This window comes from Paraburkholderia sp. GW821-FHT02A12, from assembly GCF_059422005.1.
Genome location: NZ_JBWKWA010000001.1, coordinates 2,301,958 through 2,326,429 on the forward strand (window position 1 = coordinate 2,301,958; position 24,472 = coordinate 2,326,429).

At 61.3% G+C, this 24,472-nt stretch carries 22 protein-coding genes and 1 pseudogene; 10 read left to right on the forward strand and 13 right to left on the reverse strand.

The annotated features are described in order from the left end of the window. Positions 1-54: 54 nt before the first annotated feature. The gene (locus AC07WT_RS10385; RefSeq protein WP_494947029.1) at positions 55-1,071 is read right to left on the reverse strand and encodes a zinc-binding alcohol dehydrogenase family protein; all 1,017 of its coding nucleotides are present in this window, start codon (positions 1,069-1,071) and stop codon (positions 55-57) included. 171 nt (positions 1,072-1,242) lie between these two features. Between AC07WT_RS10385 and AC07WT_RS10390 the strand changes: the two genes are divergently transcribed. Then, complete coding sequence (locus AC07WT_RS10390; RefSeq protein ID WP_494947030.1) at positions 1,243-2,223, forward strand: LysR family transcriptional regulator; 981 nt, start codon at positions 1,243-1,245, stop codon at positions 2,221-2,223. A gap of 3 nt (positions 2,224-2,226) precedes the next feature. Here AC07WT_RS10390 and ligD read toward each other — a convergent pair whose 3' ends face one another. The 3 genes and pseudogenes from ligD to AC07WT_RS10405 all read right to left on the reverse strand — a co-directional run. Further along, positions 2,227-4,965: a DNA ligase D gene (gene ligD, locus AC07WT_RS10395; RefSeq protein WP_494947031.1), complete on the reverse strand. Its 2,739-nt coding sequence runs from the start codon at positions 4,963-4,965 to the stop codon at positions 2,227-2,229. Between the two features lie 64 nt (positions 4,966-5,029). Then, positions 5,030-6,010 carry a non-homologous end joining protein Ku gene (gene ku, locus AC07WT_RS10400; protein ID WP_494947032.1) on the reverse strand — a complete coding sequence of 327 codons (981 nt, stop codon included), beginning with the start codon at positions 6,008-6,010 and terminating at the stop codon, positions 5,030-5,032. Positions 6,011-6,197: 187 nt separating this feature from the next. Beyond that, positions 6,198-6,509, reverse strand: a pseudogene (locus AC07WT_RS10405) (cytochrome P450); the annotation flags it as partial. Between the two features lie 177 nt (positions 6,510-6,686). On the opposite strand from AC07WT_RS10405, the gene serB reads away from it, so the two are divergent. Together serB and AC07WT_RS10415 are read left to right on the forward strand one after the other, a co-directional pair. Further along, complete coding sequence (gene serB, locus AC07WT_RS10410; RefSeq protein ID WP_494947033.1) at positions 6,687-7,526, forward strand: phosphoserine phosphatase SerB; 840 nt, start codon at positions 6,687-6,689, stop codon at positions 7,524-7,526. Then, positions 7,492-8,604 carry an aldo/keto reductase gene (locus tag AC07WT_RS10415; protein ID WP_494947034.1) on the forward strand — a complete coding sequence of 371 codons (1,113 nt, stop codon included), beginning with the start codon at positions 7,492-7,494 and terminating at the stop codon, positions 8,602-8,604. The genes serB and AC07WT_RS10415 overlap by 35 nt, the downstream gene beginning before the upstream one ends. Here the strand turns inward: AC07WT_RS10415 and AC07WT_RS10420 are convergent. The 7 genes from AC07WT_RS10420 to AC07WT_RS10450 all read right to left on the reverse strand — a co-directional run bounded on the left by AC07WT_RS10420 (position 8,594) and on the right by AC07WT_RS10450 (position 13,633). After that, positions 8,594-8,872, reverse strand: coding sequence for a homocysteine S-methyltransferase family protein (locus tag AC07WT_RS10420; RefSeq protein WP_494947035.1), 279 nt, complete (start codon positions 8,870-8,872; stop codon positions 8,594-8,596). The genes AC07WT_RS10415 and AC07WT_RS10420 overlap by 11 nt on opposite strands. Further along, positions 8,811-8,945: a hypothetical protein gene (locus AC07WT_RS10425; RefSeq protein WP_494948464.1), complete on the reverse strand. Its 135-nt coding sequence runs from the start codon at positions 8,943-8,945 to the stop codon at positions 8,811-8,813. The genes AC07WT_RS10420 and AC07WT_RS10425 overlap by 62 nt, the downstream gene beginning before the upstream one ends. 302 nt (positions 8,946-9,247) lie before the next feature. Continuing rightward, the gene (locus AC07WT_RS10430) at positions 9,248-9,490 is read right to left on the reverse strand and encodes a DUF6429 family protein (protein WP_429259590.1); all 243 of its coding nucleotides are present in this window, start codon (positions 9,488-9,490) and stop codon (positions 9,248-9,250) included. Further along, positions 9,487-10,581: an IS630 family transposase gene (locus AC07WT_RS10435; protein WP_492596519.1), complete on the reverse strand. Its 1,095-nt coding sequence runs from the start codon at positions 10,579-10,581 to the stop codon at positions 9,487-9,489. The genes AC07WT_RS10430 and AC07WT_RS10435 overlap by 4 nt, the downstream gene beginning before the upstream one ends. 226 nt (positions 10,582-10,807) lie before the next feature. Then, positions 10,808-11,407: an NADPH-dependent F420 reductase gene (locus AC07WT_RS10440; RefSeq protein ID WP_266238688.1), complete on the reverse strand. Its 600-nt coding sequence runs from the start codon at positions 11,405-11,407 to the stop codon at positions 10,808-10,810. Between the two features lie 76 nt (positions 11,408-11,483). Further along, a complete protein-coding gene (locus AC07WT_RS10445) occupies positions 11,484-12,461 on the reverse strand; it encodes a zinc-dependent alcohol dehydrogenase family protein (protein WP_494947036.1) in 978 nt (325 codons plus the stop codon). A 155-nt stretch (positions 12,462-12,616) separates the two neighbouring features. Further along, positions 12,617-13,633 carry a zinc-binding dehydrogenase gene (locus AC07WT_RS10450; RefSeq protein WP_494947037.1) on the reverse strand — a complete coding sequence of 339 codons (1,017 nt, stop codon included), beginning with the start codon at positions 13,631-13,633 and terminating at the stop codon, positions 12,617-12,619. Positions 13,634-13,813: 180 nt separating this feature from the next. Here AC07WT_RS10450 and AC07WT_RS10455 point away from each other — a divergent pair, with 180 nt between their 5' ends. After that, on the forward strand, positions 13,814-14,398 hold the full coding sequence (locus tag AC07WT_RS10455) for a TetR/AcrR family transcriptional regulator (RefSeq protein ID WP_492591458.1): 585 nt from the start codon (positions 13,814-13,816) through the stop codon (positions 14,396-14,398). A gap of 160 nt (positions 14,399-14,558) precedes the next feature. Next, positions 14,559-14,690 (forward strand): hypothetical protein, encoded by a 132-nt coding sequence (locus AC07WT_RS10460; RefSeq protein ID WP_454743288.1) that lies wholly within the window; start codon positions 14,559-14,561, stop codon positions 14,688-14,690. Between the two features lie 403 nt (positions 14,691-15,093). Here the strand turns inward: AC07WT_RS10460 and AC07WT_RS10465 are convergent, their stop codons facing one another. Continuing rightward, on the reverse strand, positions 15,094-16,224 hold the full coding sequence (locus AC07WT_RS10465; protein WP_494947038.1) for an IS110 family RNA-guided transposase: 1,131 nt from the start codon (positions 16,222-16,224) through the stop codon (positions 15,094-15,096). A 247-nt stretch (positions 16,225-16,471) separates the two neighbouring features. Between AC07WT_RS10465 and AC07WT_RS10470 the strand changes: the two genes are divergently transcribed. Together AC07WT_RS10470 and AC07WT_RS10475 are read left to right on the forward strand one after the other, a co-directional pair. Next, on the forward strand, positions 16,472-17,347 hold the full coding sequence (locus AC07WT_RS10470; RefSeq protein WP_494947039.1) for a tyrosine-type recombinase/integrase: 876 nt from the start codon (positions 16,472-16,474) through the stop codon (positions 17,345-17,347). Between the two features lie 20 nt (positions 17,348-17,367). Beyond that, entirely contained in the window at positions 17,368-18,537 is a 1,170-nt protein-coding gene (locus AC07WT_RS10475; RefSeq protein ID WP_494947040.1) for an IS91 family transposase, read from the forward strand. A 1,087-nt stretch (positions 18,538-19,624) separates the two neighbouring features. Here AC07WT_RS10475 and AC07WT_RS10480 read toward each other — a convergent pair. After that, complete coding sequence (locus AC07WT_RS10480) at positions 19,625-20,428, reverse strand: helix-turn-helix transcriptional regulator (RefSeq protein WP_494947041.1); 804 nt, start codon at positions 20,426-20,428, stop codon at positions 19,625-19,627. Positions 20,429-20,583: 155 nt separating this feature from the next. On the opposite strand from AC07WT_RS10480, the gene AC07WT_RS10485 reads away from it, so the two are divergent. From AC07WT_RS10485 to AC07WT_RS10495, 3 genes are all read left to right on the forward strand, one after another. Then, on the forward strand, positions 20,584-21,711 hold the full coding sequence (locus AC07WT_RS10485; RefSeq protein ID WP_494947042.1) for a DmpA family aminopeptidase: 1,128 nt from the start codon (positions 20,584-20,586) through the stop codon (positions 21,709-21,711). 48 nt (positions 21,712-21,759) lie between these two features. After that, positions 21,760-22,869, forward strand: coding sequence for a polyamine ABC transporter substrate-binding protein (locus AC07WT_RS10490; protein WP_494947043.1), 1,110 nt, complete (start codon positions 21,760-21,762; stop codon positions 22,867-22,869). A gap of 524 nt (positions 22,870-23,393) precedes the next feature. After that, positions 23,394-24,293 (forward strand): patatin-like phospholipase family protein, encoded by a 900-nt coding sequence (locus tag AC07WT_RS10495; protein ID WP_494947044.1) that lies wholly within the window; start codon positions 23,394-23,396, stop codon positions 24,291-24,293. The last annotated feature ends 179 nt before the right edge of the window (positions 24,294-24,472 follow it).

Sequence of the window (24,472 nt, forward strand, 5' to 3'; positions counted from 1 at the left end):
GCCGGCGGCGCATTGCTGCGACGCCGGCCATGCTCAATCATCGGGCTGCGCGGCTTAGAAGCCCGTCAGCACCAGCTTGCCGATCACGCGCCCCTGTTCGAGCAGTTGATGCGCGCGGCGCAGATTGTCGGCGTTGATCTTGCCGAGATCCTGACCGACTGTCGTGCGCAGCGTGCCAGCGTCGACCAGACGCGCCACTTCGGTCAACAGCTTGTGCTGCTCGATCATGTCAGGCGTGCCGAACATCGAACGCGTAAACATGAACTCCCAATGGAACGCGGCGCTTTTCGCCGTCAACAGTTCGACGGGAACCGGCTTGCTGTTCTCGACGATCGTGCAAATGCCGCCTTGCGGTTTGACCACTTCGGCTGCGGCCGGGAAATGCCTGTCGGTGTCGTTGAATATCAGCACATAATCGACCAGGTCGATACCGAGCTTTTTCAACTGCGCGGGCATGTCGCCGAAGTGATCGACGATGTGATCCGCGCCCAGTTCCGTCGCCCACTTCGCCGATTCGGGACGCGAGGCGGTCGCGATCACCTTCAGCTTCGCGAGTTGCTTCGCCAACTGGATGCCGATCGAACCGACCCCGCCCGCACCGCCGATGATCATCACCGTGCGGCCTTCGTCCGCGCCTTGCGGCGATACGCCGAGGCGATCGAACAGCGCTTCCCACGCGGTGATCGCGGTCAACGGCAACGCGGCCGCATGGCTGAAATCGAGCGACGCCGGCTTGCGCCCGGCGATGCGCTCGTCCACCAGATGGAACTCGCTATTGGCGCCCGGCCGCGTGATGCTGCCGGCGTAAAACACCGGATCGCCGACCTTGAACAGCGTGACGTCCGGCCCGACCGCCGCCACCGTACCGGCTGCGTCCCAGCCTAGAACGCGCGGCTCTTTCTCGACGGTGTCTTTCGGGGCGCGCACTTTGGTGTCAACGGGATTGACCGAGATCGCCTCGACCTTGACCAGCAGGTCATGGCCGGTGGCTTCGGGTTTCCTGATCTCGACGTCGACCAGCGCTTCGGCTTGATCGATCGGCAAATAACGGTAGAGACCGACGGCTTTCATCACAGCTCCTGTTCATTCAGATGAGGTTGGACGACTGGCGAACCTGGCGGGCGGCGTCTGGTTGTATTGGCCGCCGATGCCGCCCGCGTTCGCATTGACGTCATCGTAAAGCGGCTCTTATTCTCATAAAACCATCATAATGACTGAAACATCTTTTTGAATTTCAGAACAATGGATCCTACTGACCAGCTAGCGCCATCCTTGTCCGGCGACCGCGAGCGCCTCGATCTGCTCGACGTCGCGCTGTTCGTGCGGGCCGCCTTGCTCGCCAACGTCTCGGCCTCCGGCCGCGAATTCGGCTTGTCGGCGGCGGTGGCAAGTTCGCGGATCGCGCAGCTGGAAAAGCTGCTCGGCGCGCGCCTGCTGCACCGGACCACGCGCCGCATCAGTCTCACTCAGGACGGCGAAGTGTTCATGACGCGCGCCCAGGCGCTGCTCGATGCTGCCGCCGCCGCGCGGGCCTCGGTCGGCCGCGCCCAGGCCGAACCGCAGGGCCGCTTGCGGGTGTCGATGCCGTCGTCGTTCGGGCGACAGCATGTGTCGCCGGTGATCAGCGAGTTTCTGCGCCGCTATCCCGGCGTGAGCGTCGATTTGCGGCTGACCGATCAACTCGTCGATCTGGTCGATGCGGGCATCGACGTGGCGATCCGCGTCGGCGTGCTGAAGGATTCGTCGCTGGTGGCGCGGCGCCTCGCGGCGAACCGCCGTGTGATCTGCGCGGCGCCCGCCTATCTCGCCGCGCGCGGCACGCCGCATCATCCGTCAGACCTGACACAGCACGAATGCATGATCCTGTCGGACCAGCGCGACTGGGCGTTCGTGACGCCTGCCGGTCCGCTCGACGTGCGGGTGAGCGGGCGCCTCGTCACCGACAACGGCGAAGTGATCCGCGATGCGCTGCTGGCCGGCTTCGGCATCGCGCTCAAATCGACATGGGACGTCGCACCGTATCTGCGCAGCGGCGAGCTGGTCAGCGTGCTCGACACCTATCCGCTCGCGCAGCAGGTCGCCATCTGGGCGGTTTATCCGAGCCGCGCGTTCGTGCCGCCGAAAACGCTGGCGTTCATCGAGTTCCTTGCTGCGCATTTCGGCGATCCGCCGTATTGGGACACGGCGACTGACCGAGGCGCGGAGGCTCCGCCGGCTCGATAGCGCTCACTCCGCTCCGTCCAGACGTTTTTTCATCGTCGCCGTGATGCGCTGACGCGACTTCGCATAGTCTGCCCAGGGGTCGCGTTCGAGGTCCGCGAGCCGCTCGTGCAGGTTCTCGATGTTCCATTGAGCGCCACCGGTGGTCGCGGCGACCTCGTCCCACGCGAGCGGCACCGAAACGCCCAGCCCCGGCCGGGCGCGCGCCGAGAACGCGGCGACCGTGCTCGAGCCGCGGTTATTGCGCAGATAATCGACGAAGATTTTCTGCTTGCGATTTTGCGCACCCATCCTGGCACTGAAGTACTTAGGCAGCATCGCCGCCATGTGCTGCGCGACGGCCTGCGAGAACGCCTTCACTTCGTCCCAGTCCGCCTGCCTCGCGAGCGGCACGACCACATGCAGCCCTTTGCCGCCGCTTGTCTTGCAGAACGACGTCAGGCCAAGTTCCTCAAGCAGCGAGCGCGTCAGTTGCGCCGCCTCGATCATCCTGTCCCAGCCGAGCGACGCGTCGGGGTCGAGATCGAACACCATGCGATCGGGCTTGTCGAGCTTCGACGCCACGCCGTTCCACGTATGAAATTCGATCGTGCCCATTTGCGCGGCGCCGACCAACGCCTCGAGCGTATCGACGGTAATCAGCGGCGGATGTCCGGGGTCCAGTCCGGGATGCTGCGTGACGTTCGGAATCGCCAGCTTCTGGCTGTGCTTCTGAAAGAACAGTTCGCCGCCGATATCCTCTGGCGCGCGCACCAGCGACACGGGCCGGTCCTGCAGATGCGGCAGCATCCAGCCGGCGACCGATTCGTAGTACCGGACGAGATCGATCTTGCGTGTGCCGGTGCTCCTGTCGATCACGCGGTCGGGATGGGACACGCGCACGCCGGCGACTTCGGACGCGATATCGGTTTGCTGTTGCACGTCGGTTCCTTGACGGGGTGCTTCCTGGACGATCTGCCGTGCCGGTTTGTCGCTGCGCAGACTGACGAACGACGCCTGCCGCACGATGCGCTCGCTGGTCCATTCGGCGAAATTGCATTCGCAGACGAGTTCCGGCTTGACCCAATGCACCGACGTGCGGCTGCGTTCGCGCGGCTCAGCGGCGAACGGCATGCGTTGGGTTTCGAGCGCGTCGAGCTTGTTCCTGATTGAACGCAGCGACGCGGCGTCGAAGCCGGTGCCGACGCGCCCGGCGTATTCCAATTCGCCGTCCCCGTCGTAGACTCCGAGCAGCAGCGCGCCGAATGCGGCGCGGCTGCCCGACGGCTCCGAATAGCCGCCGATCACAAACTCCTGACGCTGCCGGCACTTCAATTTGATCCACGCGGACGTGCGCCCGGAGGTATAGCCGCTGTCGCGCCGCTTGCCGATGATGCCTTCGAGCCCCGCGTCGCAGGCGCTCTTCAGCAGATCGTCGGCGGTGTAGCCGAAGTCGTTCGAGAAGCGCAGCACGCTGTCGTCGACGTCTTCCATCAGCGCGCGCAGGATCGCGCGGCGTTGTTCGAGTGGCACGCCGCGCAAGTCATAGCCGTTCAGAAACGGGATGTCGAACAGATAGATGACGATGTCCTGCGGGCGGTTGGCGTCGAACGCGTTTTGCAGCGCCTGAAAACTCGGCACGCCATTTTTATCGAGCACCACCGCTTCGCCGTCGAGCCACGCGCGCTCGATGTCGAGTTGTTCGAACGCCTTGACCTGTTTGCTGAATTTCGCGGTCCAGTCGTTGCCGGCACGCGTGAACACCTTCACTGCGTTGCTCTTCGCTTTTCCCCTCGCTTTTCCCTTCGCTTTTCCCTTCGCCGTTCTCTTCACCTTGTCGCTCGCCGGACGGTCGATGCGCGTCAGCACGCGGTAGCCGTCGAACTTGATTTCGTACGACCAGTTTTCGCCGGGCGGCACGGCATCGACGAGCGTCGCCAGTTGCGGTTCGAACGTGGCGGGCAACGCGCCTTTGACCGCGCCCTCGATCGACGGCGACACGGCCAGCTCGCGCAGCGACTGCGTGCTGCGCGTCGTGACGAGATCGGTTTTTTTCGGGTCGGCGCGGTGCGCTGAAGCAGTCTTCGCGCCCTTCGTGCCGGCGGTCTTTGCGCTCGTTGCCAGCTTGTTCGCGGCTTTCCTCGCCAAGGGCCTGGCACCTTTGCCCGCCGACGCGCCGCCACCGAGCACGCTGCCCGGCCGCTCCTTCAGCACGTCGTATTCGTTTTCGTCGCGGGCTTCGTCGTCGCGTTCCTTGATCAGCAGCCATTGCTCCTTATCACCGCTGCCGCGCATATGACTGCGCACCAGCGTCCAGCCGCCATGCAGCTTCTCGCCGAAGAGTTCGAACTTGAGCTTGCCGGTCTTGTAGGATCTGGCCGCTTCCGCCGCGCCGCCAACCGGTTCCCATGTGCCGCGATCCCACACGATCACGGTGCCCGCGCCATAGTTGCCAGGCGGAATCTCGCCCTCGAAAGAGCCGTATTCGACTGGATGATCTTCGACATGCACCGCGAGCCGCTTCACCGACGGGTCGAGGCTCGGCCCTTTGGGCACTGCCCAGGATAGCAACGTGCCGTTCAGTTCGAGCCGGAAGTCGTAATGCAGGCGCCGCGCATCGTGCTCCTGGATCACATACGACAGACCCTGCTTCGATTCACGCGCAGTGGTTGTCCGGCTTGCTTTCTTGCGCGCGGTTGCGCCGGACGGTTCCGGCGTTTCGTCAAAACGGCGCTTGCGGTTATAGAGATCGAGTCTGTCGTTCATGGCGGTGAACTCGTCGCCGGGCAAAGTGGCACGGGGTTATCCGCGCGGCTGCCCGGGTTCCCCGTCAAGCGGCCGCGCGTCGTTTGCGCGCCGCCGGAGTGGTCTTGCCGCCGCTACCGCTACCGCTGCCGCTGCCGCCGCTGCGGGGCGTGCTCGCCGTGCGCGGCTTCTTGCGCGCCGGTGCGGTGGCTTCCGCGTCGTCCTCATCGTCCACCGCATTCTTGCGCCCGCCCGCCGTCGGCTTGCCTTTGCCGCGGCCGAGGCTGCGCTTGAGCAGGTCCGACAGATCGAGAATATCGGCGGATTGACGCGACGCCTGTGGCACTTCGACCTCGGGGATTTCCTCAGTCTTGCCCGCGCGGATCTTGCGATCGACCAGCGCCATGATGTCGTCGCGGAACGTGTCGTGATACGTCGCCGGGTCCCACGTGTCGCTCATGTCGTCGATCAGCTTTTTCGCCATGTCGAGCTCGCGCGCGGTGAAGCCGGCTTTCTTCGGATCTTCGGCGGGCAGCTTGAATTCGTCGAAGTCGCGCACTTCGGCGGCCCAGCGCAGCGTATTCAACGCCAGCACCGGACCGACCGGGATCAAGACCGCGAGATGCTGCTTGTTATGCAGCACGACGCTCGCCACGCCCGCCTTGCCCGACGACTTCATCGCCTCGCGCAGCAGCGCATACACCTTTTCGCCGTTGCGGTCCGGCGTGAGGAAGTACGGCGTGTCGAGATAGAGAAACGAGATCTCGGGCGCATCGACGAATGCGAGGATATCGACCGTCTGCGTGGACTCGGGATTCGCCGCGCGGATCTCCTCATCGGACAGCACGACGTACTTGTCCTTTTCGTATTCGAAGCCGCGCACGATGTTCTCGCGCGCGACTTCTTTGCCGGTGCGCTTGTTAATCTGCTTGTAGCCGACCGGATCGATCGAGCGCTTGTCGAGCAGATTGAAGCCGACCTTCTCCGAGTGCGTCGCCGGGTACAGTTGCACTGGTATGTGGACGAGGCCGAAGCTGATTGCGCCCTTCCAGATCATGTGTGCCATCGTGCGCTCCCCAAGTCCTGAATCCTTCGGTCAAGCAGCAAGCGTGCCACGCAGTTCCGCGCGACGGGCGGCGTGACGGCGTGCTTGCCGCTCAGGGCATCGGCTGTAAGTCTTGCGTCATGTCGGCAAAAAATACGGCGTGCCGGCTCGTCGGCGGCAGGGGCGCCGACGCCTCGAACAGTTGCAATTCGCTAACCGCGCGGTTGCCGCGCTCGAACTGCGCGTCGGTCCGCGACGGCTCGAGCGCGCCGAGAATCGCCAGCGACCAGCCCCGCAACGGCTCGCGCTCGGCATGCGGCACATTCAGCAGATTGCCGATGATCTCCAGCGGAAGCGCCGACGCGAATTCGCCGATCAGGTCGATCCGGCCGCGCGCAGCGGCGGTGTCGAGCAAGCCGTCGACGAGGCGGACCAGGCCCGGCTCCATCGCCGCGATCGTGCGCGCCGTCAGCGCGCCGGCGATCAGCTTGCGCACCCGCGTATGCCGCGGCGGATCATCGTTCGATGCGCCAGTATGAACCGCGCGTCTGATGGTTGCACGCGGGTTGCAGGCCCGGATTGCACGCGCGGGTTGCGCACGGTTTGCCCGACGGTTGCGTGCCGCCGAACCGTTACAATAGCGGGATTTTCCGCGCGCGCCGCGCGTGCCCTTTCCTGCGTTACTGCTGCGTCGTCCATGAACCTCGTCATCCAAAGCCCCGCGCCCCTGTCCGCCGACCACCACAAAACGCTCGTCGCCCTCGCGCGCGGCTCGCACGCCAGCATCATCGACGCGAACGCGATTCGCATCGCCGAAGCCAGCGTTACGCAGCGCGCCGACCTCGAGGTCTATTGCGGCACCCATCAACTGGACTACGCGTTTGTCGAAGCAGGCCGCCAGCTGCGCGATTTCGGGCTGGTTGCGATGGACATGGATTCGACGCTGATCACGATCGAATGCATCGACGAAATTGCCGATTTCTGCGGGCTAAAGGCCGAAGTGGCCGCCATCACCGAAGCTTCGATGCGCGGCGAAATCAAGGATTTCAACGAAAGTCTGACGCGCCGCGTGGCGCTGCTCAAGGGACTCGACGCCGGCGCGCTCGAACGCGTTTATGAAGAACGCCTGCAACTCTCGCCGGGGGCGGAACAGATGCTGGCCGGCGCGCAGGCAGCCGGTTTGAAAACGCTGCTGGTGTCGGGCGGATTTACGTTTTTCACCGAGAAGCTGAAGGCCCGACTCGGTCTGGACTTCACACGCGCCAATACGCTCGAAATCGTTGACGGGAAGCTGACCGGCAAGGTGATCGGCGAGATCGTCAACGCCGACGTGAAAGCGCGCACGCTGCGCGAGACTTGCGCCCAACTAGGCATCGAGCCGGCCCGCGCGATCGCGATGGGCGATGGTTCGAACGATCTGAAGATGATGGCCGAGGCGGGCCTATCGGTGGCGTTCCGCGCGAAGCCGGTGGTGTGCGAAGCGGCCAGCGTGGCGTTCAACCATGTTGGACTGGATGGGTTGTTGCGGTTGTTTTGAAGCGTTGGGTGTTCAGGCAAAGCGCCGGCATCAAAATCAAGGAACCCCTCGGTTGTTCACCACAACTCAACGCAACAACACGAAAGGCAATTCGATGACGACGCGAAAATTATGGACGGGCGCCTCAGTTCCCGCGCTAGGGCTTGGATGCTGGGCGATTGGCGGGCCATTCTTTGCGGGCGATCAGCCGTTGGGATGGGGTGAGATTGACGATAACGTTTCAATTCGCGCAATCCATGCCGCCTACGATGCTGGCGTCCGTTTATTCGACACCTCCGATGCGTATGGTACGGGCCACTCGGAAACAATCCTCGGCCGGGCACTAAAAGGTCGGCCCGACGCCATAATCGCCACAAAATTCGGGAATACGTATGATAGTGAGACGCGAATGCTTACTGGTACCAATCTATCGGCAGAATACATCCGCTGGGCGGTTGAGGCATCGCTGACGCGTTTGGGCAGTGAACGGATTGGGCTTTACCAATTACATGTCGATGACCCTGGTGACATGGCCGGGTCGGTAGTCGATACGCTGCAGGATCTCTGCGCAGAGGGGAAAATTGATGCATTTGGTTGGAGTACGGACCAGCCTACGCAAGCAGCTCGCTGGGTCGGACGCTCAGGATTTATCGCCGTTCAATACACACTGAATCTATTCCAGCCCGCAGTCGAAATGACGAACCTGTGTAAAGCAGAAGGTTTGCTGAGCCTCAATCGCTCTCCTCTTGCCATGGGTCTTCTGACTGCCAAATTCGATGATTCCATTGAGGTTCGTGGTGCGGATGTGCGCGCCACGCCACCAGCGTGGCTGCCCTATTTTGCCAATGGACGTCCACATCCAGATTTTGCTCGCCGCCTGGATGCGGTCCGTGACTTGCTGACGATTGGTGGACGCAGCCTTGCCCAAGGCGCCTTGTGCTGGATATGGGCTCGAAGCGACACCACCATTCCGATTCCTGGTTTCAGAACGCCCAAGCAGGTGATAGAAAACTTAGGCGCACTATCTTATGGCCCATTGCCGCCGAACGTTATGACAGAGATAGACGCGCTTTTGTCGGTTAAGGGACCTATGAGCTAATAGTCGGGAGGGTGAACGGTCGGGGTTTGGCTCGCAGTTTCGCGGATAAGATCACGTCCTTGCCCAATAAGGCCTTCTTTCTGGTCAGCTGGCGCACGTTTTCGTCCGAATCCTGAGGGCGTCCCTGTTGGCGTACGTCCAGCACGCGGTGCAGTTGTGCGATATGCTCCGGTCCGATGCCGCAACAGCCGCTGACGATTCGGGCCCTATGCACAAGCCACTGCCCGTGCAGCATACCCCTGCGGATCGAGATCCGGACGCAGTTCATCGAGCGTCGCCTTGCCCTTGCCGTCAGTGAGCGTTGCACCGAGTTCGCGCAGGCGCTGCGTTGCCGCGTCCATTGCCCTTGCCATTACTTCTGGCTGGCTACTACGACCGATCAAACTACTTTCAGTGCCGGCTTCCCTTGTATAACGATTGGTCAATGTTCTCTCGCCATGAATGACCGCGCGCAAGTCTGCCCGCTTTCGCGTCGGACAATGTTCCAGCCCGTATTCCGTCTATTACTGGGATTTCAGTATGGTTCCATCAGTGAGCCGCACCCCTTTACTGGCAGTTTTTCGAACCGTCCAGCGCTCGCGATTTGAGATGTAGGTCCATCGATTGAAAATCATCTAGTGTCCTGAGTTAGAAGTTCGTTGAATCAATCTTCCGCTCTATCCGAAATGACGAAATGCTGATTAAAAAGCCGCTCGGACTCGCGCAACCCTTCTTCGGTAAAGATCACGGATTTCGTCTTGTTGACCGGATCATCAATGAAGCCGCGTTCGTAGAGCCGATTTAGCACATCCCAGTCGAAACCCTTCCATGCGCGGTATCGATCATGCAGGGTCAGGTAGAGGAGTGCCAGGGCGACTTCATCAATTGCATCGGTATTGATTTTCATGGTGCTACTCCCGCGGCCTTACGAACCCGCACACAAAACCGTTCGAGGCTGGCCAGGATCTCGTCAGCCGACTTGCTCCAGGCAAACGGCTGGGGATTAGCGTTATAGGTGTCCAGGTAATGACGAATCGCGTCTTCGAGCTGACGTGTCGATCGATGCGTGCCGCGTCGAAGGTATTTTTCAGTGAGCGTGGCGAACCAGCGTTCGACCTGATTAAGCCAGGACGCCGAAGTGGGCGTGAAGTGAACATGGAAGCGAGGATGGCGAGCGAACCAGGCTTTGATCGAGGGTGTTTTGTGCGTCCCATAGTTGTCCATCACCAGATGCACATCCAGACCGGATGGCACGCTGGCTTCGATGGTACGCAGAAAGCGCAGGAATTCGCTGCTGCGATGGCGCCGATGTACCTCCCCGATCACTTCACCAGTAGCAATGTCCAGCGCAGCGAACAGCGTGGTCGTGCCGTGGCGCATGTAATCATGCGTGCGTCGCTCAGCGATGCCGGGTGCCAGTGGCAATATGGGTTGCGTGCGGTCCAGCGCCTGAATCTGGCTCTTCTCGTCCACGCACAGCACCATGGCCTTGAGCGGCGGATCCAGATAAAGCCCGACGATATCTCGCACCTTGTCGACGAACATCGGATCGCTGGAGAGCTTGAACGTTTCCTGCCGATGCGGTTGCAAACCAAAAGCACGCCAGATTCGCGTGACTGCGGTCTGCGACAATTTCATCTCATGAGCCATCGTGCGCGTGCTCCAGTGAGTAGCTCCGACAGGAACGGACTCGAGCGTCTTCGCAATGACAGCATCGACGCGCGCGTCATCGATCGTTCTCGGCGCGCCGGGCCGAGGCGCATCAAGCAGTCCGTCCAGACGGTGGATCACGAACCGCGCCCGCCACTTCGAAACCGTTTGCTGAGTGACCCGCTGTTTCGCCGCAACTGTCTTGTTATCCATACCATCGGCACAAGCCAGTACGATGCGCGCCCGCAATGCCAGGGCCTGTGCCGTCTTGCGTCGCATCGTCAGCGCTTGCAGTTGTTCGCGTTCCGATTCGCTCAGCACGAGTTCTCCTTTGGGCCGTCCGCTCATCGTTACCTCCCGTATCAAGTGCCACACAAGACACTTTAGTACGGGATTGACATCTTTCAATGAATTTCTAACTCAGGACACTAGGCCCGGGCGTCGTATGACTGCAATCGACCCGTTGCCGACGTTCGAAGTGGCGTCCCGCCAACGGCAGATCACAAAGACAGCCGGACATCCAGCCGCTCTGCTTCCCGAAATAACGCGACATTGGTTTGCATACCTTGCAGTCCTATGCGACGACCCAGTCGTGGCCAGCAATCGGACCACCCGCTTGCTGCATGCGACCGCCCGAAACCAGACCGCCAAGATCCACTGGTGCGTAGCCAAAATCGTTGACGAGTCCGATCACCACCGCCTTTGCGTCCTTGTCGTCACCGGAGACGAAGATGACGCGCTTTCCGTCATGAAACTTCGGGCCCTTGTCGTAGTGCTCCATGCGGATAGCATTGAACGCCTTGACGACGCGAGCCTCTGGCGCGTGTGCCGCGACGATCTCGCTGGCGCCCGTGCCCCCCAAGTCCGCCAGAACGAGCTCAGGCTCGAGTTGCGTAAAAGGGTTGGTGGTATCCACCAAAATGCGACCCGCCCAATTGGGCAGCCCATCCAGGGCCGACGGGACTTGAAGCCATGGAACGGCGAGCATGACCAGCTCGAGCCGGGCCACCTCCTGGACCGTATCTGCCGACGCGTTCGGACCGAGTCCGGCCACGATATCGCCCAAAGCCTGCGGCCCACGACGAGCGCTCAAGACAACCTCATGTCCTGCTTGAATGGCACTCCTGGCGATGGACTGCGCTACAGCACCGGCTCCAATAAAACCAATCTTCATTTCGACACCTCAGCGGCAACGTAAGTCAACGAAGCCATGCTCGTCCAGGAGCACGGCACTTGGGAGAACAGCCAGGTCAGTTCGATGAGCGCAAGTCGAGCAGCACCTTGCCACCCTTGATTGCGTGAGCGACGGCCTTCTGGTAGTCCGCAAGCGGATAGACGGCAGCCACAGGCAGGTCAAGCTCGCCGCGAGCCATCAGTTCGGCAGACTCCTTGATTGCGTCCATGATGTACGGCAGGTATTCGGGAAGGTCGATGTATATGCCGCGCACGACGATGCCGCGCAGATGCAGGTCCACGACCTTGAGCGGCGTGACCAGCTCGCCGCTTGTGAACGCATAGCTCACCAGCGTACCGTTTTGCGACAGCACGTCGATCAGGCGCACCGCAGCCGAACCGCTCAGGCCGTCGATGGCCAGACGGACGTTGCCCGGACCGACCGCGGCCCTGGCTTTGTCGATGGCGCCTGGCTCATCGACGAGAACGACGTCCCCACCAGCTTCTTCCAGTTCCTTGACCAGTTCCGGACGACGCACGAAGTTGATGGTCCGCAGGCCACGCTTCTTCGCCAACGCGATCACCGTGCGGCCGATGCCGGAGTTGGCCGCGTTTTGCACGATCCAGTCGCCTTCCTTGAGGTCAACGAAGCGCCCGAGCAGAAGTACGGCCGTGGGAGGATTGATGCGCAGCATGGCCAGTTGACGTGGATCGACGTTGGCAGGCAGCGCAATCAGCCCCTTGGCCGGGATCACCAGGCGCTCGCGCCAGGTCAACGCATAAAGCGGGGACAACACGCGGTCGCCGACCTTCACGTTGGAGACATTCGAGCCTACCTGCAGAACTCGCCCGACGCCTTCGTTGCCCACGATCGAGGGCAGTGGAGTCGAGTAGACGAAGCGATTGGTGATGACGGCCAGGTCATTGCCGTTGATGGGGGCATACTCCATCGCGATCAGGACTTCATCCGGGCCGGGGTTGGCCGGCTCCGGAAGGTCAACGAGTTTCAAAGTCTCGACGGGGTCGCCGAAAGCGGTGTTCTGGATAGCACGCATGGCTTACGTCCTTTCATAAGATGCTTAGCTGGAAAGCCGAGAGGCAATACTTCGGCACTCGGGGCTCATTTCGAAATCGTGCAAAAACCGGGGTGAACGCTACCAAGCCGCCCCTCACGACGAGGAGCGCCTCACATTGCGCAGGACGCGTAGCGCTAGAACGCGAGCAGCACCATGCCGGTCCTTCCCCTGCGGTACGTATGTTCGAGCGCTCCCAGGTAGTCGCTCGCCTGATATCGTTCCGCTACGGGGAAAAGGCTCGGGAAGTTGCGTGCGAGCTCGAGCGCCTTGGCCACGTCTGCATCGTGCACCGCCGCAGGTTCGAATTGCCAACTGAACAACGACACACCCTTGATGGTCAGCGCTCGAGGGGCGATGGAACGAATGTCCGTCGTAGCGCCGCCCAGGGAGCCGTAGCTAACGATCGTTCCACCGCGAGCGAGGAAGCTCGCTACGTCGGGCAATAGCGCGCCGCCGACGCCATCGAACGCCACGTAGACGGGCTTGTTCGCAAGCGCATCGCGAAGCTCGTCCTTCCAGCCCTGGTTCTCCGTGACGATGACAGAAAGGCTGGGGCGAGCAGCTTTAAGCGCTTGCGCGCTCGCCGCGGAGCCGACGAGCAGGATCGGATTGACGCCCACTTCGACGAGCAGATGAGTGAGCAGCTTTCCGACGGCGGAATTGGCCGCCGTCTGAATAACCGTGACATCTTCGCGCTTGTCTTCAGGCAACGCGTTGTGACCAGCCCGCATCGCAAGGCGTGCAGTCAACGTGTTGACCAACATCTGCGCTGCGACCTCATCGCTCACTTCATCGGGCACGGCTATCAGCGACTGGACAGGCGCGGCGATCCTGGAGCTCCAGGCGCCGTTGACGGGAAAGAAGGCCACACGTGTGCCGACCTGAATCCGGTGTGAAGGGTCGATGTCAGCGGCCAGCGCTTCCACCACCCCTACACCTTCGACGCCGGGCACTCGACCTCCCCTCGGGATGAGGGGAGCCGCCCCGAAGGCGGGGGAAGCGGAGACGCCCAGCAAGTCGCCCGGATGAACCGGTGCGGCGGACACACGCACAAGCCCCGCTCCGCTCACAAGAGAAGGGGCATCGGAAAATGCTTCCAGCGTGAGCACCTCGGCGGGCTCGCCATGGTTGGTGTGAACAATTCGCTGCATCACAGACTCCTTCCGCAAGGATTTGATTATTGGAGCGATCGCTCCGTTATGGCAGAATAGGTTCATCTCTACAGCATGTCAATTATTTTTGGAGCCATGACTACAAAAAAAGATACGCAACCCCGGCGCAGCCGCGGCAGGCCCTCAACCTTTGATCGTACGGAAGCTCTGAACCGAGCCATGAAGCTCTTCTGGGAGCAGGGATACGAAGGAGCCTCCTTCGACCGGTTGATCCAGGCCATGGGGATCAGCCCCTCGAGCTTCTATAACTCGTTCGGCAGCAAGGAGCAGCTCTACAAGGAAGCGACTGACGCATACCTGAGCATGTCCGAAGTCTGGTTCGCTGGCAGACTGTTCGGCACGGCCGACACGCGAGAAGCATTCAAGAAGCTTCTCGATGCTACCGTCGTGGAATTCACTCGAAACAGCCACCCATCGGGCTGCATGATCTCTCTGGCCGGCACTCACCTGCCCCCCGAACTCGCTTCTATTCGTGAGACGATGGCCGAGCACCGCGCAAACGCTGAAGAGATGATGGCGCAGCGGTTGCGCAAGGGGGTCGAAGACGGCGACTTACCGCCTGCCACCGACGTGCCCGCACTTGCTGCCTTCTACAGCGCCGTGACCCGCGGAATGGCCGTCCAGGCACGAGACGGAGGCGGCCCGCAAAAGCTGAAGGCGATCGCAGATGTCGCCATGCAAGCATGGCCAGCTCAAAGCGGTCGGGTAAGATCTGCAAGGCCCCGGGGGACTCGCGTTGTCTGACCGGCCGTGCTGCACGGAGTGGTCCAGCACCGGCGCCCGCAGGGCATCGATTTGGAGCGTCATGCTCTGCTTCCTTTCGTGGACTGACGCAGCATCGGCACGCCGTGGGCGAGTGCGTATCCTTCGGTGCTCAGAATCCAGTCGGAGGTAGGTCCGGGTTATGAAGCTCACGCTCGACCACAATGTCATCATCGACTTAGCAAGTGGCTCTATCAATATCGCTCGCCTTCGCGAGATCCTTGCAAAGAGCGAGCAACGTAACCTGTCAGAAGTCGCTGCCCGTAGTCAGTAAGACTGGAATGTTCGCCGATTCAGACGATGGCGACGCGAGTTCGAGTGACGACTGAAAGTCCGCTATCCGGGCGGAGCCGACGCTTGAGTGTCCGTCTGAGCGCGCAAACGAACGACTGGAGATGGCCGAAGGACTGATATGACTTTCCGTGTCAATCGGGATCGGTTTTCGTTTGTCAGGCACCTGAATTTCCTGGAGGCGACGTAGCAGTAAGTCTCGACGGTGGATCGCACTGATATTCGCGGGTTGGGTACCGCATTACAGAGGTCCGCCCCTTGAGCCTGCCGCTATCTAAAGCCGCAAATCGAATGATGTCCGTTGCATAGTCCAACCGCGGGTTGCTCGGGTGCCGGGCTACGCCGCCTTCAGGAAACTCGTCGAATCTAGGTAGCAAAGCTCAGCGTTACGCCGGCTGCCCGTTTCGCGTTACGGCGAGCGACATTGAGAGCTTGCTGATGTCCCAGATGAACCCCGCAAGTTCGCGTGCGACGGCGACGACAGCGATGTTCACATTCTTGCCTCGTGCTGCCAGCTTGCGGTATCGGCGGCAGAGTCGGACCTGTGCGTCCCAGGCACGGTCAAGGATACGTTTGGGAATGCCTTCATGTCGGCGCTGAATTTCCGGACTCACGCGTGCCGGGTATCTGTAACTCCAGGCGGCCTCGACGAGCAGCTTCCTTGCATAGCTGTTGCCATTCTTCGTGATGCTGCCCTGACGCCGCCGCTCACCCGAAGAATGTTCTGAGGGCGTCACGCCCAGCCAGGCCATCAACTGACGCGGGTGCTCGAAGCGGGAGAGGTCCCCCAATTCGGAGAGCATGCCCACGGCGGTGATGAACTGTATGCCGCGCATGGTCTGCAGACCAAGTATGGCCGGATAAAATCGCCAGCCGACGACAGCTTCACGCAAGGTCGCCTCGAGGCGCTCACATTGCGCAAACCTGTCTTCAATCGTGCGACGGCACTCGTCGAAGGCCAGTTGTTGCCAGTGGTTTGGGAATGCAAATAGACTTATCCATCGCCGGTGCGCGGGCCCCCAGTTGGCGTTACCTGAGTAGCGGACTCCATGCGATAGAAGGAAGGACTTCAATCGCTGGCGGGCCTGTCTGAGATCTGCTTTCGCTGCCGCCCATGCGCGCGCCAGGTCCCGGAATGCCTCATCTTCAACATCCGGCACGTGTACCGCTGACAGGTCGCCAGCGCGCAGTGCGCGTACTAGCTTGACCGCGTCGCGCCGGTCCGTCTTGACGCGCTCGCCCGGCTTCTTCGGAATCAGGGACGGCGCGCATACTACGCAGTCGAATCCTCTTTCAACGAGTTCCCTGAAGAGTCCGTAGCCACAGGGGCCGGCTTCATAGACAACGCGGACATGGCGCGCCTTCGACTGAACACGCTTGCACAATCGATCGATATCCGCCTTCAGCGTTCCGATCTTGCCCAACAGTTCCACGTCGCCCATATCGATCGCGTACGCCACCGTGATCGACTCCTTGTGAACATCCAGACCGACAAACACCGTGCTATCGTGGTTCACGCTGGCCTCCGCGCTGGAAATCGCCGGGGTGTGCCCTGTGCACATCGTGCGGCTCTGGCAGTGATGCTAACCCGCGTTTGGTTCCTCACGGCGGGCCAGCCACTAGCTCACGGAAAGTCATACTGCCTAAACCGCTCGCGCGGTAGGGGGCTCCGGCCGGCGTGTGCGGTTCATGGGAGGTCCGCCGCGCGGTTTCGTATGTTGGCGAATGAGGCAATCCGCCTCGTTCTCCAGCAGGAGCCCAATCATGACCTCCTCCCATACGAACGCCAGTCCACTGCGCCAGCGCATGACCGACGACATGCGCATGCGCCAGCTTTCGCCGAAGACGCAGGACACCTATCTGCGCATCGTGCGCGAATTTGCCAGGTTTCTCGGGCGCTCACCTGATACAGCCACCGTCGAGGACCTGCGGCGCTACCAGCTGCATCTCGTCGATCAAGGCACCTCGCCCGTGTCACTGAACCACGCCATTACCGGCCTGAAGTTCTTCTTCGAGGTCACGCTCGACCGGCCCGAGCTGATGGTCAGGATGCACCCGGTGCGCATGCCCCGCACGCTGCCCGTCGTGCTCAGTCCCGACGAAGTACGGCGACTCATCGAGGCAGCGGGGAATCTTAAGCACCAGACCGCGCTATCGGTCGCGTACGGGGCCGGCCTGCGCGCCAGCGAAGTGGTGGCCCTGAAGGTCACCGACATCGACAGCCAGCGCATGACGCTGCGCATCGAGCAGGGCAAGGGCCGCCGCGACCGCTACGCCATGCTCTCGCCGGTGCTGCTCGAGCGCCTGCGCGTGTGGTGGCATGTGGCCCGGGCCCAGGGCAGGATGCTGGAGGGCGGGTGGCTCTTTCCCGGGCTCGATCCCGTCGACCCGCTCAGCACGCGCCAGCTGAACCGCGCCATCCATGCCGCCGCCGAGGCCGCACACATCGACAAGCGCGTCTCCATGCACACCCTGCGGCACAGTTTCGCGACACACCTGCTCGAACAGAAGGTGGATATCCGCGTGATCCAGGTCCTGCTCGGCCACGCCAAGCTCGAGAACACCGCGCTCTACGTCCAGGTGGCCACCGACCTGCTGCACGAGGTGACCAGTCCGCTGGACCGCCTGCCCGCCGGGTAAGCCGCGCGCTGTAGCGCCTCATGCTGGAGGTTGCGGACATCTTCCGCAGCCACGGGCCAGCGTGGCGAGCCACGGCACACCTGAGCCTGGGGCAGCTGAAGGTCATGTCGGCCATCGAACAGTGCCGCACCGCGGCGCTGGGCGGGCATGTGCTGCGCTGTTCCGGCTGCTCGCAGATCGAGGTCGCCTACAACTCCTGCCGCAACCGGCACTGCATGAAGTGCCAGGCCAGTGCCGCACATCGCTGGCTCGAGGCGCGCCAGGCCGACCTGCTTCCGGTCGAGTACTACCACGTCGTCTTCACGCTGCCCGCGCCTGTCAGCGCGATCGCCTGGTACAACAAGCGGGTGATCTACGGACTGCTGTTCGATATCGCCGCCGAAACACTGCGTACCATCGCGGCAGACCCCAGGCACCTGGGCGCACAGATCGGCGCCACCCTCGTGCTGCACACCTGGGGCTCCGCTCTCACGCATCATCCGCACGTGCACGGCATCGTGCCCGGTGGTGGCCTGTCGCCCGATGGTGAGCGGTGGATTGCGTGCCGGCCCGGCTTCTTCCTGCCGGTGCGCGTCCTGTCACGCCTGTTCCGGCGCCGCTTCCTCGAAGCGCTCGCAGACGCACACCGACGCGGTGTGCTGCAGTTCTTCGGCGAGTATGCGGGGCTCGCGGATCCAGCCGCCTTTGCCCGGTGGCTTGCCCCGCTGCGCACCTGCGAATGGGTCGTGTACGCCAAGCGCCCGTTTGCGGGACCGGAAGCGGTGCTCGAGTACCTCTCACGCTATACCCACCGCGTCGCGATCTCCAACCAGCGCCTGGTCGCATTCGATGAGCGCGGCGTGACCTTCCGCTGGAAGGACTACCGCGCGAAGGGACACACCCGCTACAAGACCATGACGCTCGAAGCCGGCGAGTTCATGCGTCGCTTCCTGCTGCACGTGCTGCCCGGCGGCTTCCATCGCATCCGTCACTACGGGTTGCTGGCCAACCCGGTGCGCCGCGTCAGTCTCGCCAGGGTGCGTGAACTGCTGGACGTCGTGCCCGAGTTCAACATACCGCCGCAAGACGCGGTCGTTGCAGCCCGCCCCGCCTTCGTCTGCTGGCACTGCGGTGCGCCGATGATCGTCATCGAGATACTGGAACGCACGGCGCCCATTCGCGCACCACCCATGCCACGAGGCCCGACATGAGCGCAACGCCTCCTGCACGTGTAACCCGACCGTCGGCTCTGCGGCAACGCGGCCCACGAGCGGACGTTTGCGCCTGCCGCTTCGCTCAGTCCCTCGCACGTCCGCTTCGCCATCACAATTGCGCCACTGCACCGCTTCATCACTGCGTCAGCGCGCATCCAGCATCCCACCTGACTGCGCATCCATCAACATTGCTGGCCATCCCGGTCTATCAATCGCCATAGCGGCCAGGACTCCGACCGCATCGGGGCACTCCGCGGTTTCCTCCATCGAGGCTCGTTCGACGCCTGCCAGCAAGGCGTGGTGGCACACTCACATTCCTGCGCACGATGGCAGGCATCGAACAACCCTAAACGAACCCGGTCCGACGTTGAAATGGCGGAGTGGGTCGCCATTGATCGGTCCGGGTCGGGAAGAAGTTGGCCGAAGCGGCCCGCCGCGACGACTAGGAGCAGCCGTTCATTCGAGCCTTAAATTATCGATTGCTTTTAAGCAGAATATTTTTGTAATGCATCCGCGCAACGTAGATAGAAGCTTGCGAAAAGATGAACCCGCCTATACCTCCCCCGATAGCGGCCCCGGGCACAGGATGACCAAGGACAAACCCCAGACGGCAACCAATGTATGCACACGCACCGCAAGCAGCCAGACCAACCCAGGTTTGCCAATGGCGGAATGTCCGTGGATATGCCTGCCTCCAAGTCAAGCGCCGCTCCTTTGATGAGAGTTGCGAAAGCTCAGGGATGCTTTTGAGGGTCCAGTAGATAGCCACGTCTGCGTCTCCGAATGTTGAACAAGCACTATTCATAGTGGATGTTTTAATCAAGCGAGGCAATAGTCCCGCTCCTCCATGTCCCGCCTTCCAACTCGGATGACAGGGCAGAAGTCGACCCTGAACGGTCGGTCGAGCAGAATTAATGACCGTCTGCTCCCCGGCAGATATTAGACGGTCAATCTGCTAAACCGAAGGGTGATGAGTGACCCCCTGTTTCATCGAAGTCCATTTTTCGGACTGAACCTCAAACGACGCCATCGGCTTGGCGAAGTCGCTCGGTTCTTTGAGATTATCGATCAAAATCAGTCCGCATCAGCTTGCCTCCGGTTCCTCGTCCATGATGAGCAGAAATAGTGTCGCCTGGGATGAGATATTCAGCTTCTTGTAAAGATTGCGCCGGTGAACTTTGGCAGTGGCAGGTGACATGCCAAGTAGCCTTGCCATATTCTTGGTCGAATGCCCGGCAAGAATCATCAGCGCGATTTCGATCTCGCGATTGGTCAGCGAGGCATTGGACCGCTTGCGCAACGCCTGTTCGAAGTGAAGGCGCCGATCACCTCCTGCGGTTGAACTCACCGGCGGGGGGAGCACGGCTGTTTGCGCCGCGAGGGCATGGCACATCAACGGAAGCAACCATGCGCCGTAAATGCAGAGGGTCCCGATCTCAGTCGAGTTAAAGCGGCGTTCACTGCCCATCGACACAGACAGCGTTCCGCCCGCAGGCAGCGGGGCCAACAACTGCACCTCATCTTCCAGCACGTTCACCGAAAAATATCGACGAAAATATTCGGTTTCCCGGAAGTGGTCGGGCGCCACTTCGTCCAGGCAGTATACGCCCGGGTTGATCTCGCCCAGGCTGAATTGATAGAAAGGGTCCAGCAAATAGACGCTGTTCAAATACCCTTTGAACAGTTCGTCGTGTGGCGTGCGGGACTGGGTCTCCGCAATCAATTGGGGTTTCCCGTTAGGCCAGAAGATCACCACCACCCAGTTGTCAAAGTGGACCACTTTGCGCAACAGGTCTATTAGCGCGTGCCAGAACTGTTTGTCTTCGAGTTTTTCGACCAGACGTCCGAGCCGCTGATGAAATGCAACGTCCGCTACTTCAAGCTGCATGTCAGTTTCCCCTACTACCCCTAAGAGGGTAGATCGCCCCATCGTTGTAGCCCTTCGGCCTGATTTTCACGCCTAGTCCCCCACCCTACCATCTCAGTACCCCGATGCATGCGCGTCGGCAGGCTTGCTCGCAGCGAGCAATACAGGAGAAAGGTATGGGTATCAGAGACATCGGTGTTCGAGTTGGCCAGGGCACGCCCGGTCCGTTTAACAGCATCACCGACGTGCAAGGCGTAAGAGTCGGTCATCGTACCCTGGTCGAAAATCGCGCAGACGCTTCGATTCGAACCGGCGTGACAATCATCGAACCACGCGCTGGCATCGCACGGCTCGACCCATGTTTTGCCGGCTGTTATGTGCTCAACGGAAACGGCGATGCCACCGGTCTCGAATGGATACGCGAATCAGGCTTGCTGACCACGCCCATTGCTTACACCAACACACACAGCGTCGGCGTGGTTCGCGATGCACTGGTCGCCGCCGAACGCGCATGGGTCGGCGATAGCCAGTACTGGTGCATGCCGGTGGTGCTGGAAACCTTCGACGGGGTGTTGAACGACATCTGGGGGCAGCATGTCACCGCGGCGCACGTTCACAAGGCGCAGGCCGAGGCTCGCAGCGGACCGGTGGCCGAGGGATCGGTTGGCGGCGGGACCGGCATGATTTGTCATGAATTCAAAGGGGGCATCGGAACAGCCTCGCGCAAGCTCGCACCAGAGGACGGCGGCTGGACCGTCGGCGCGCTGGTCCAGGCGAACTACGGCCGTCGCGAAGCGCTGCGTGTGGCCGGCTATCCGGTTGGCGAGGTGCTGCGAGATCTGCCGTCGCCATTCGACAGGCGTCGGGCGGGTGTCCCCGGAATGGGGTCGATCGTGGTGACGCTTGCGACCGATGCGCCTCTTCTTCCGCATCAGTGCGAGCAGGTTGCACGACGCGCCAGCATTGGACTGGCCCGCGTGGGCGGCGGCACCGAATACTCCAGTGGCGATATTTTCATCGCCTTCTCGGTAGGTAACCGCGGCATACCGCCGGCGGATTACGGCAAGGCGATCGAGCCTGTCATCAGCGTGCACAGCGTCATCCACGATTTCATTTCGCCGATATTCGTCGCGGCTGCGGAAGCGGTCGAGGAAGCCATTCTCAACGCCCTCGTTGCTGCTGACGATATGGATGGCCAAGGCGTCCATGTTCCCGCGCTCGGCGCCGCCCGACTGCTGAAAGCACTGGAACAAGTTGGCTGGCGCCGCGGAATCGTTCAGGTGGACCACCCGCACGCTGACTGACGCCTCTTCCCCTTACATGAGTTCCTTCATTAAAACCGAAAGGCTGCTATGACACCCCGCTATCTCATCACTGTCGTCACTGGAATCCTCGCAACTGGGGGGATGCTGGCTGCGACCACAAACCATGTTCAAGCCGAAGAGCTGAATGTCTACAACTGGTCGGACAATATCGCCGACGACACCGTCTCGGGGTTCGAAAAGGAAACTGGCATTCACACGCGATACGACGTCTATGACGGCGACGACACCTTGCAGGCAAAATTGCTAAGCGGTTCATCGGGCTATGACGTGGTGGTGCCATCGTCCAGCTATGCAGGCAAGCAGATCGAAGCGGGCGTCTATCGGAAGCTCGACAAGAGCAAGATTCCAAACCTGGCCAATCTGGATCCCGTACTCATGAAGATGCTTGCGTCAGCCGATCCGGGCAATCAATACACCGTGCCATGGTCATGGGGAACGGACGGTATCGGCTACAACGTTACGAAAGTAACGCAGATACTAGGCAAGGACGCACCCTACGATAGCTGGGACCTGCTGTTCGATCCGCAATACGTTTCGAAGCTGAAAACCTGCGGCGTTTCCGTGCTCGACTCTGCAGAGGACGCATTCTCGGTTGGGCTGATCTACCTGCATAAGGATTCCAATAGCACCAACCCCGCTGATTACCAAGCCGTGTACAAGCTGCTCAAAACAATTCGCCCCTATATTACCCAGTTCAATTCTTCCGGCTACATCAACGATCTCGCCAATAACGATGTCTGCATCGCCCTAGCATGGTCGGGCGACGTCGGGATCGCGAAGCGGCGTGCAGAAGAGGCGCATCGGCCCTATGAGATTCGATACGTCATTCCTAAAGGCGATGGCGTGCTGTGGTTCGATCTGATGGGTGTTCCCAAAGATGCGCCTCACCCGGAAGCCGCAATGCAATGGATCAATTACATCCTTCAGCCCAAGATTAGCGCGGCGATCACCAATCAGGTTTTCTATCCAAACGCTAACGCTGCTGCCCGCACTTATGTGAAGCCGGCCATCCTCGATAACGAAGCGGTCTACCCCCGCGGTGAAAAGATGAAATCGCTCACACTGTCATTGCCTTTGCCAGCCGATATCCTGCGCCTTGAAAACAGGCTGTGGACACAACTCAAGGCGGGGCGCTAACTTGAAGCATTTAAAGCGCACTGGGTCGCCGCAAAGTCCTCATCCTCCGATCTTGATCGTGTAGCGCTCGAAAAGCTCATCGACGAACGTCTCTTGTTGCCCTGCGACCGGACGTTCGTATTCCTTTCTCGTGCGCCTGAAAGTGGCCGCGTACTGCCCGTCGCCGCCAACCGAACCAGGCTTTGGTCGGTGATCAATGTTGACATGAAGCATCTATTCGCAAACGCTGACCAGCGACTTACTCTTTTCGGGAATAGTCGCGCCGAACCGACAAGCAAAGCAACACGGCGCCTACGGTAACCAGTTCGTCTCGATCGTCAGATGCGGATTCCGGTCAGACTGAACATTGATTCCGGCGAGCACTGAACACCCTGCTGGTGCAGACCAGGGGCGGGTGGCCTGCTGCTGTCATGCCCCACAGGCTATATTCTGAAAAGGTCCGCTTTTGACCCAATGAAGCGGACATTCTTGACCAGCAGGCAAAAATCATCGACTTGATCGGATCAATCCATACAGGGGGTGACATGGAAACCAGACGTGAGCGAGCGTTGGTCCTCCATGGTGGTGGATCGGCCGGCAATGCGTGGGAGATCGGCGTCGTCGCCGGCCTGTTCGATGCCGGGTTGGATGTGACCGAGGCCGATTTGATCATCGGGACGTCGGCTGGATCGACTGCCGCGGCCCAGATCACTAGCGCGACCCCGACCGAACTGCTTGCCGCCATCCTTTCCGCTGCATCCCAGCAACGGACTGGTCCGAGCGGACCCGAGGGTGGAGGCGTTCCCATTGGACCGGCGGCGAACCATATGGAGATAACGAGCCGAATCATCGCCGCCGCTGAGGATGCGGCCGACATGCGCCGCAGAATGGGTGCGGCGGCGCTTGAAATGGACGCGGCGTCGGACGGCTCCGGGCAAACGCGGTGGCGCGCTGTCGTCGCCGCTCGGCTGCCCAGTCAGCGCTGGCCGGAACGGCCGTTGCTCATCACGGCGGTCGATGCCCATACCGGTGAACCGGTCGTGTTCGACCGCCACAGCGGAGTCGACCTCGTGGACGCCGTCGCCGCCAGCACTTCCAACGGCTTCGGTGTCCCTCCCTACAGCATCGGCGACAACCGATACATCGACGGCGGCTACCGACGCAACGAGAATGCCGATCTGGCAGCCGGATACGCGCGGGTGCTGGTGCTGTCACCCTTCGGTGGCAGATCACGGCATCCGCTGGAGTGGGGCATGCACCTTGCTGCACAGGTCGACGAACTCCGCGCGGGCAACAGCAGAGTCGAGACGATCTTCCCGGACGGCGACTCGCTCAGCGCGTTCGGTGTCAACATGATGGATCTGTCGACGCGTCCGCCCGCCGCTCAAGCCGGTTACAACCAAGGCAGAGCCCTTGCCGATCAGCTCACCGAATTCTGGCGCTGACGCTTAACACCCGCTTTCGACCCAAAGGAGCCGGTCAAACAGCATTTTCGATCGGCGGCTGTAGAGCAAATATGAGCCGTTCGATCCCTAGGCGCGCGCGAACCCCCAGGGCCTGATCCGGGCAGCTCAAGCAGCATCCTGTTCACGGCGACGGGCGATCGAGGGATGGAGGAAAGCGG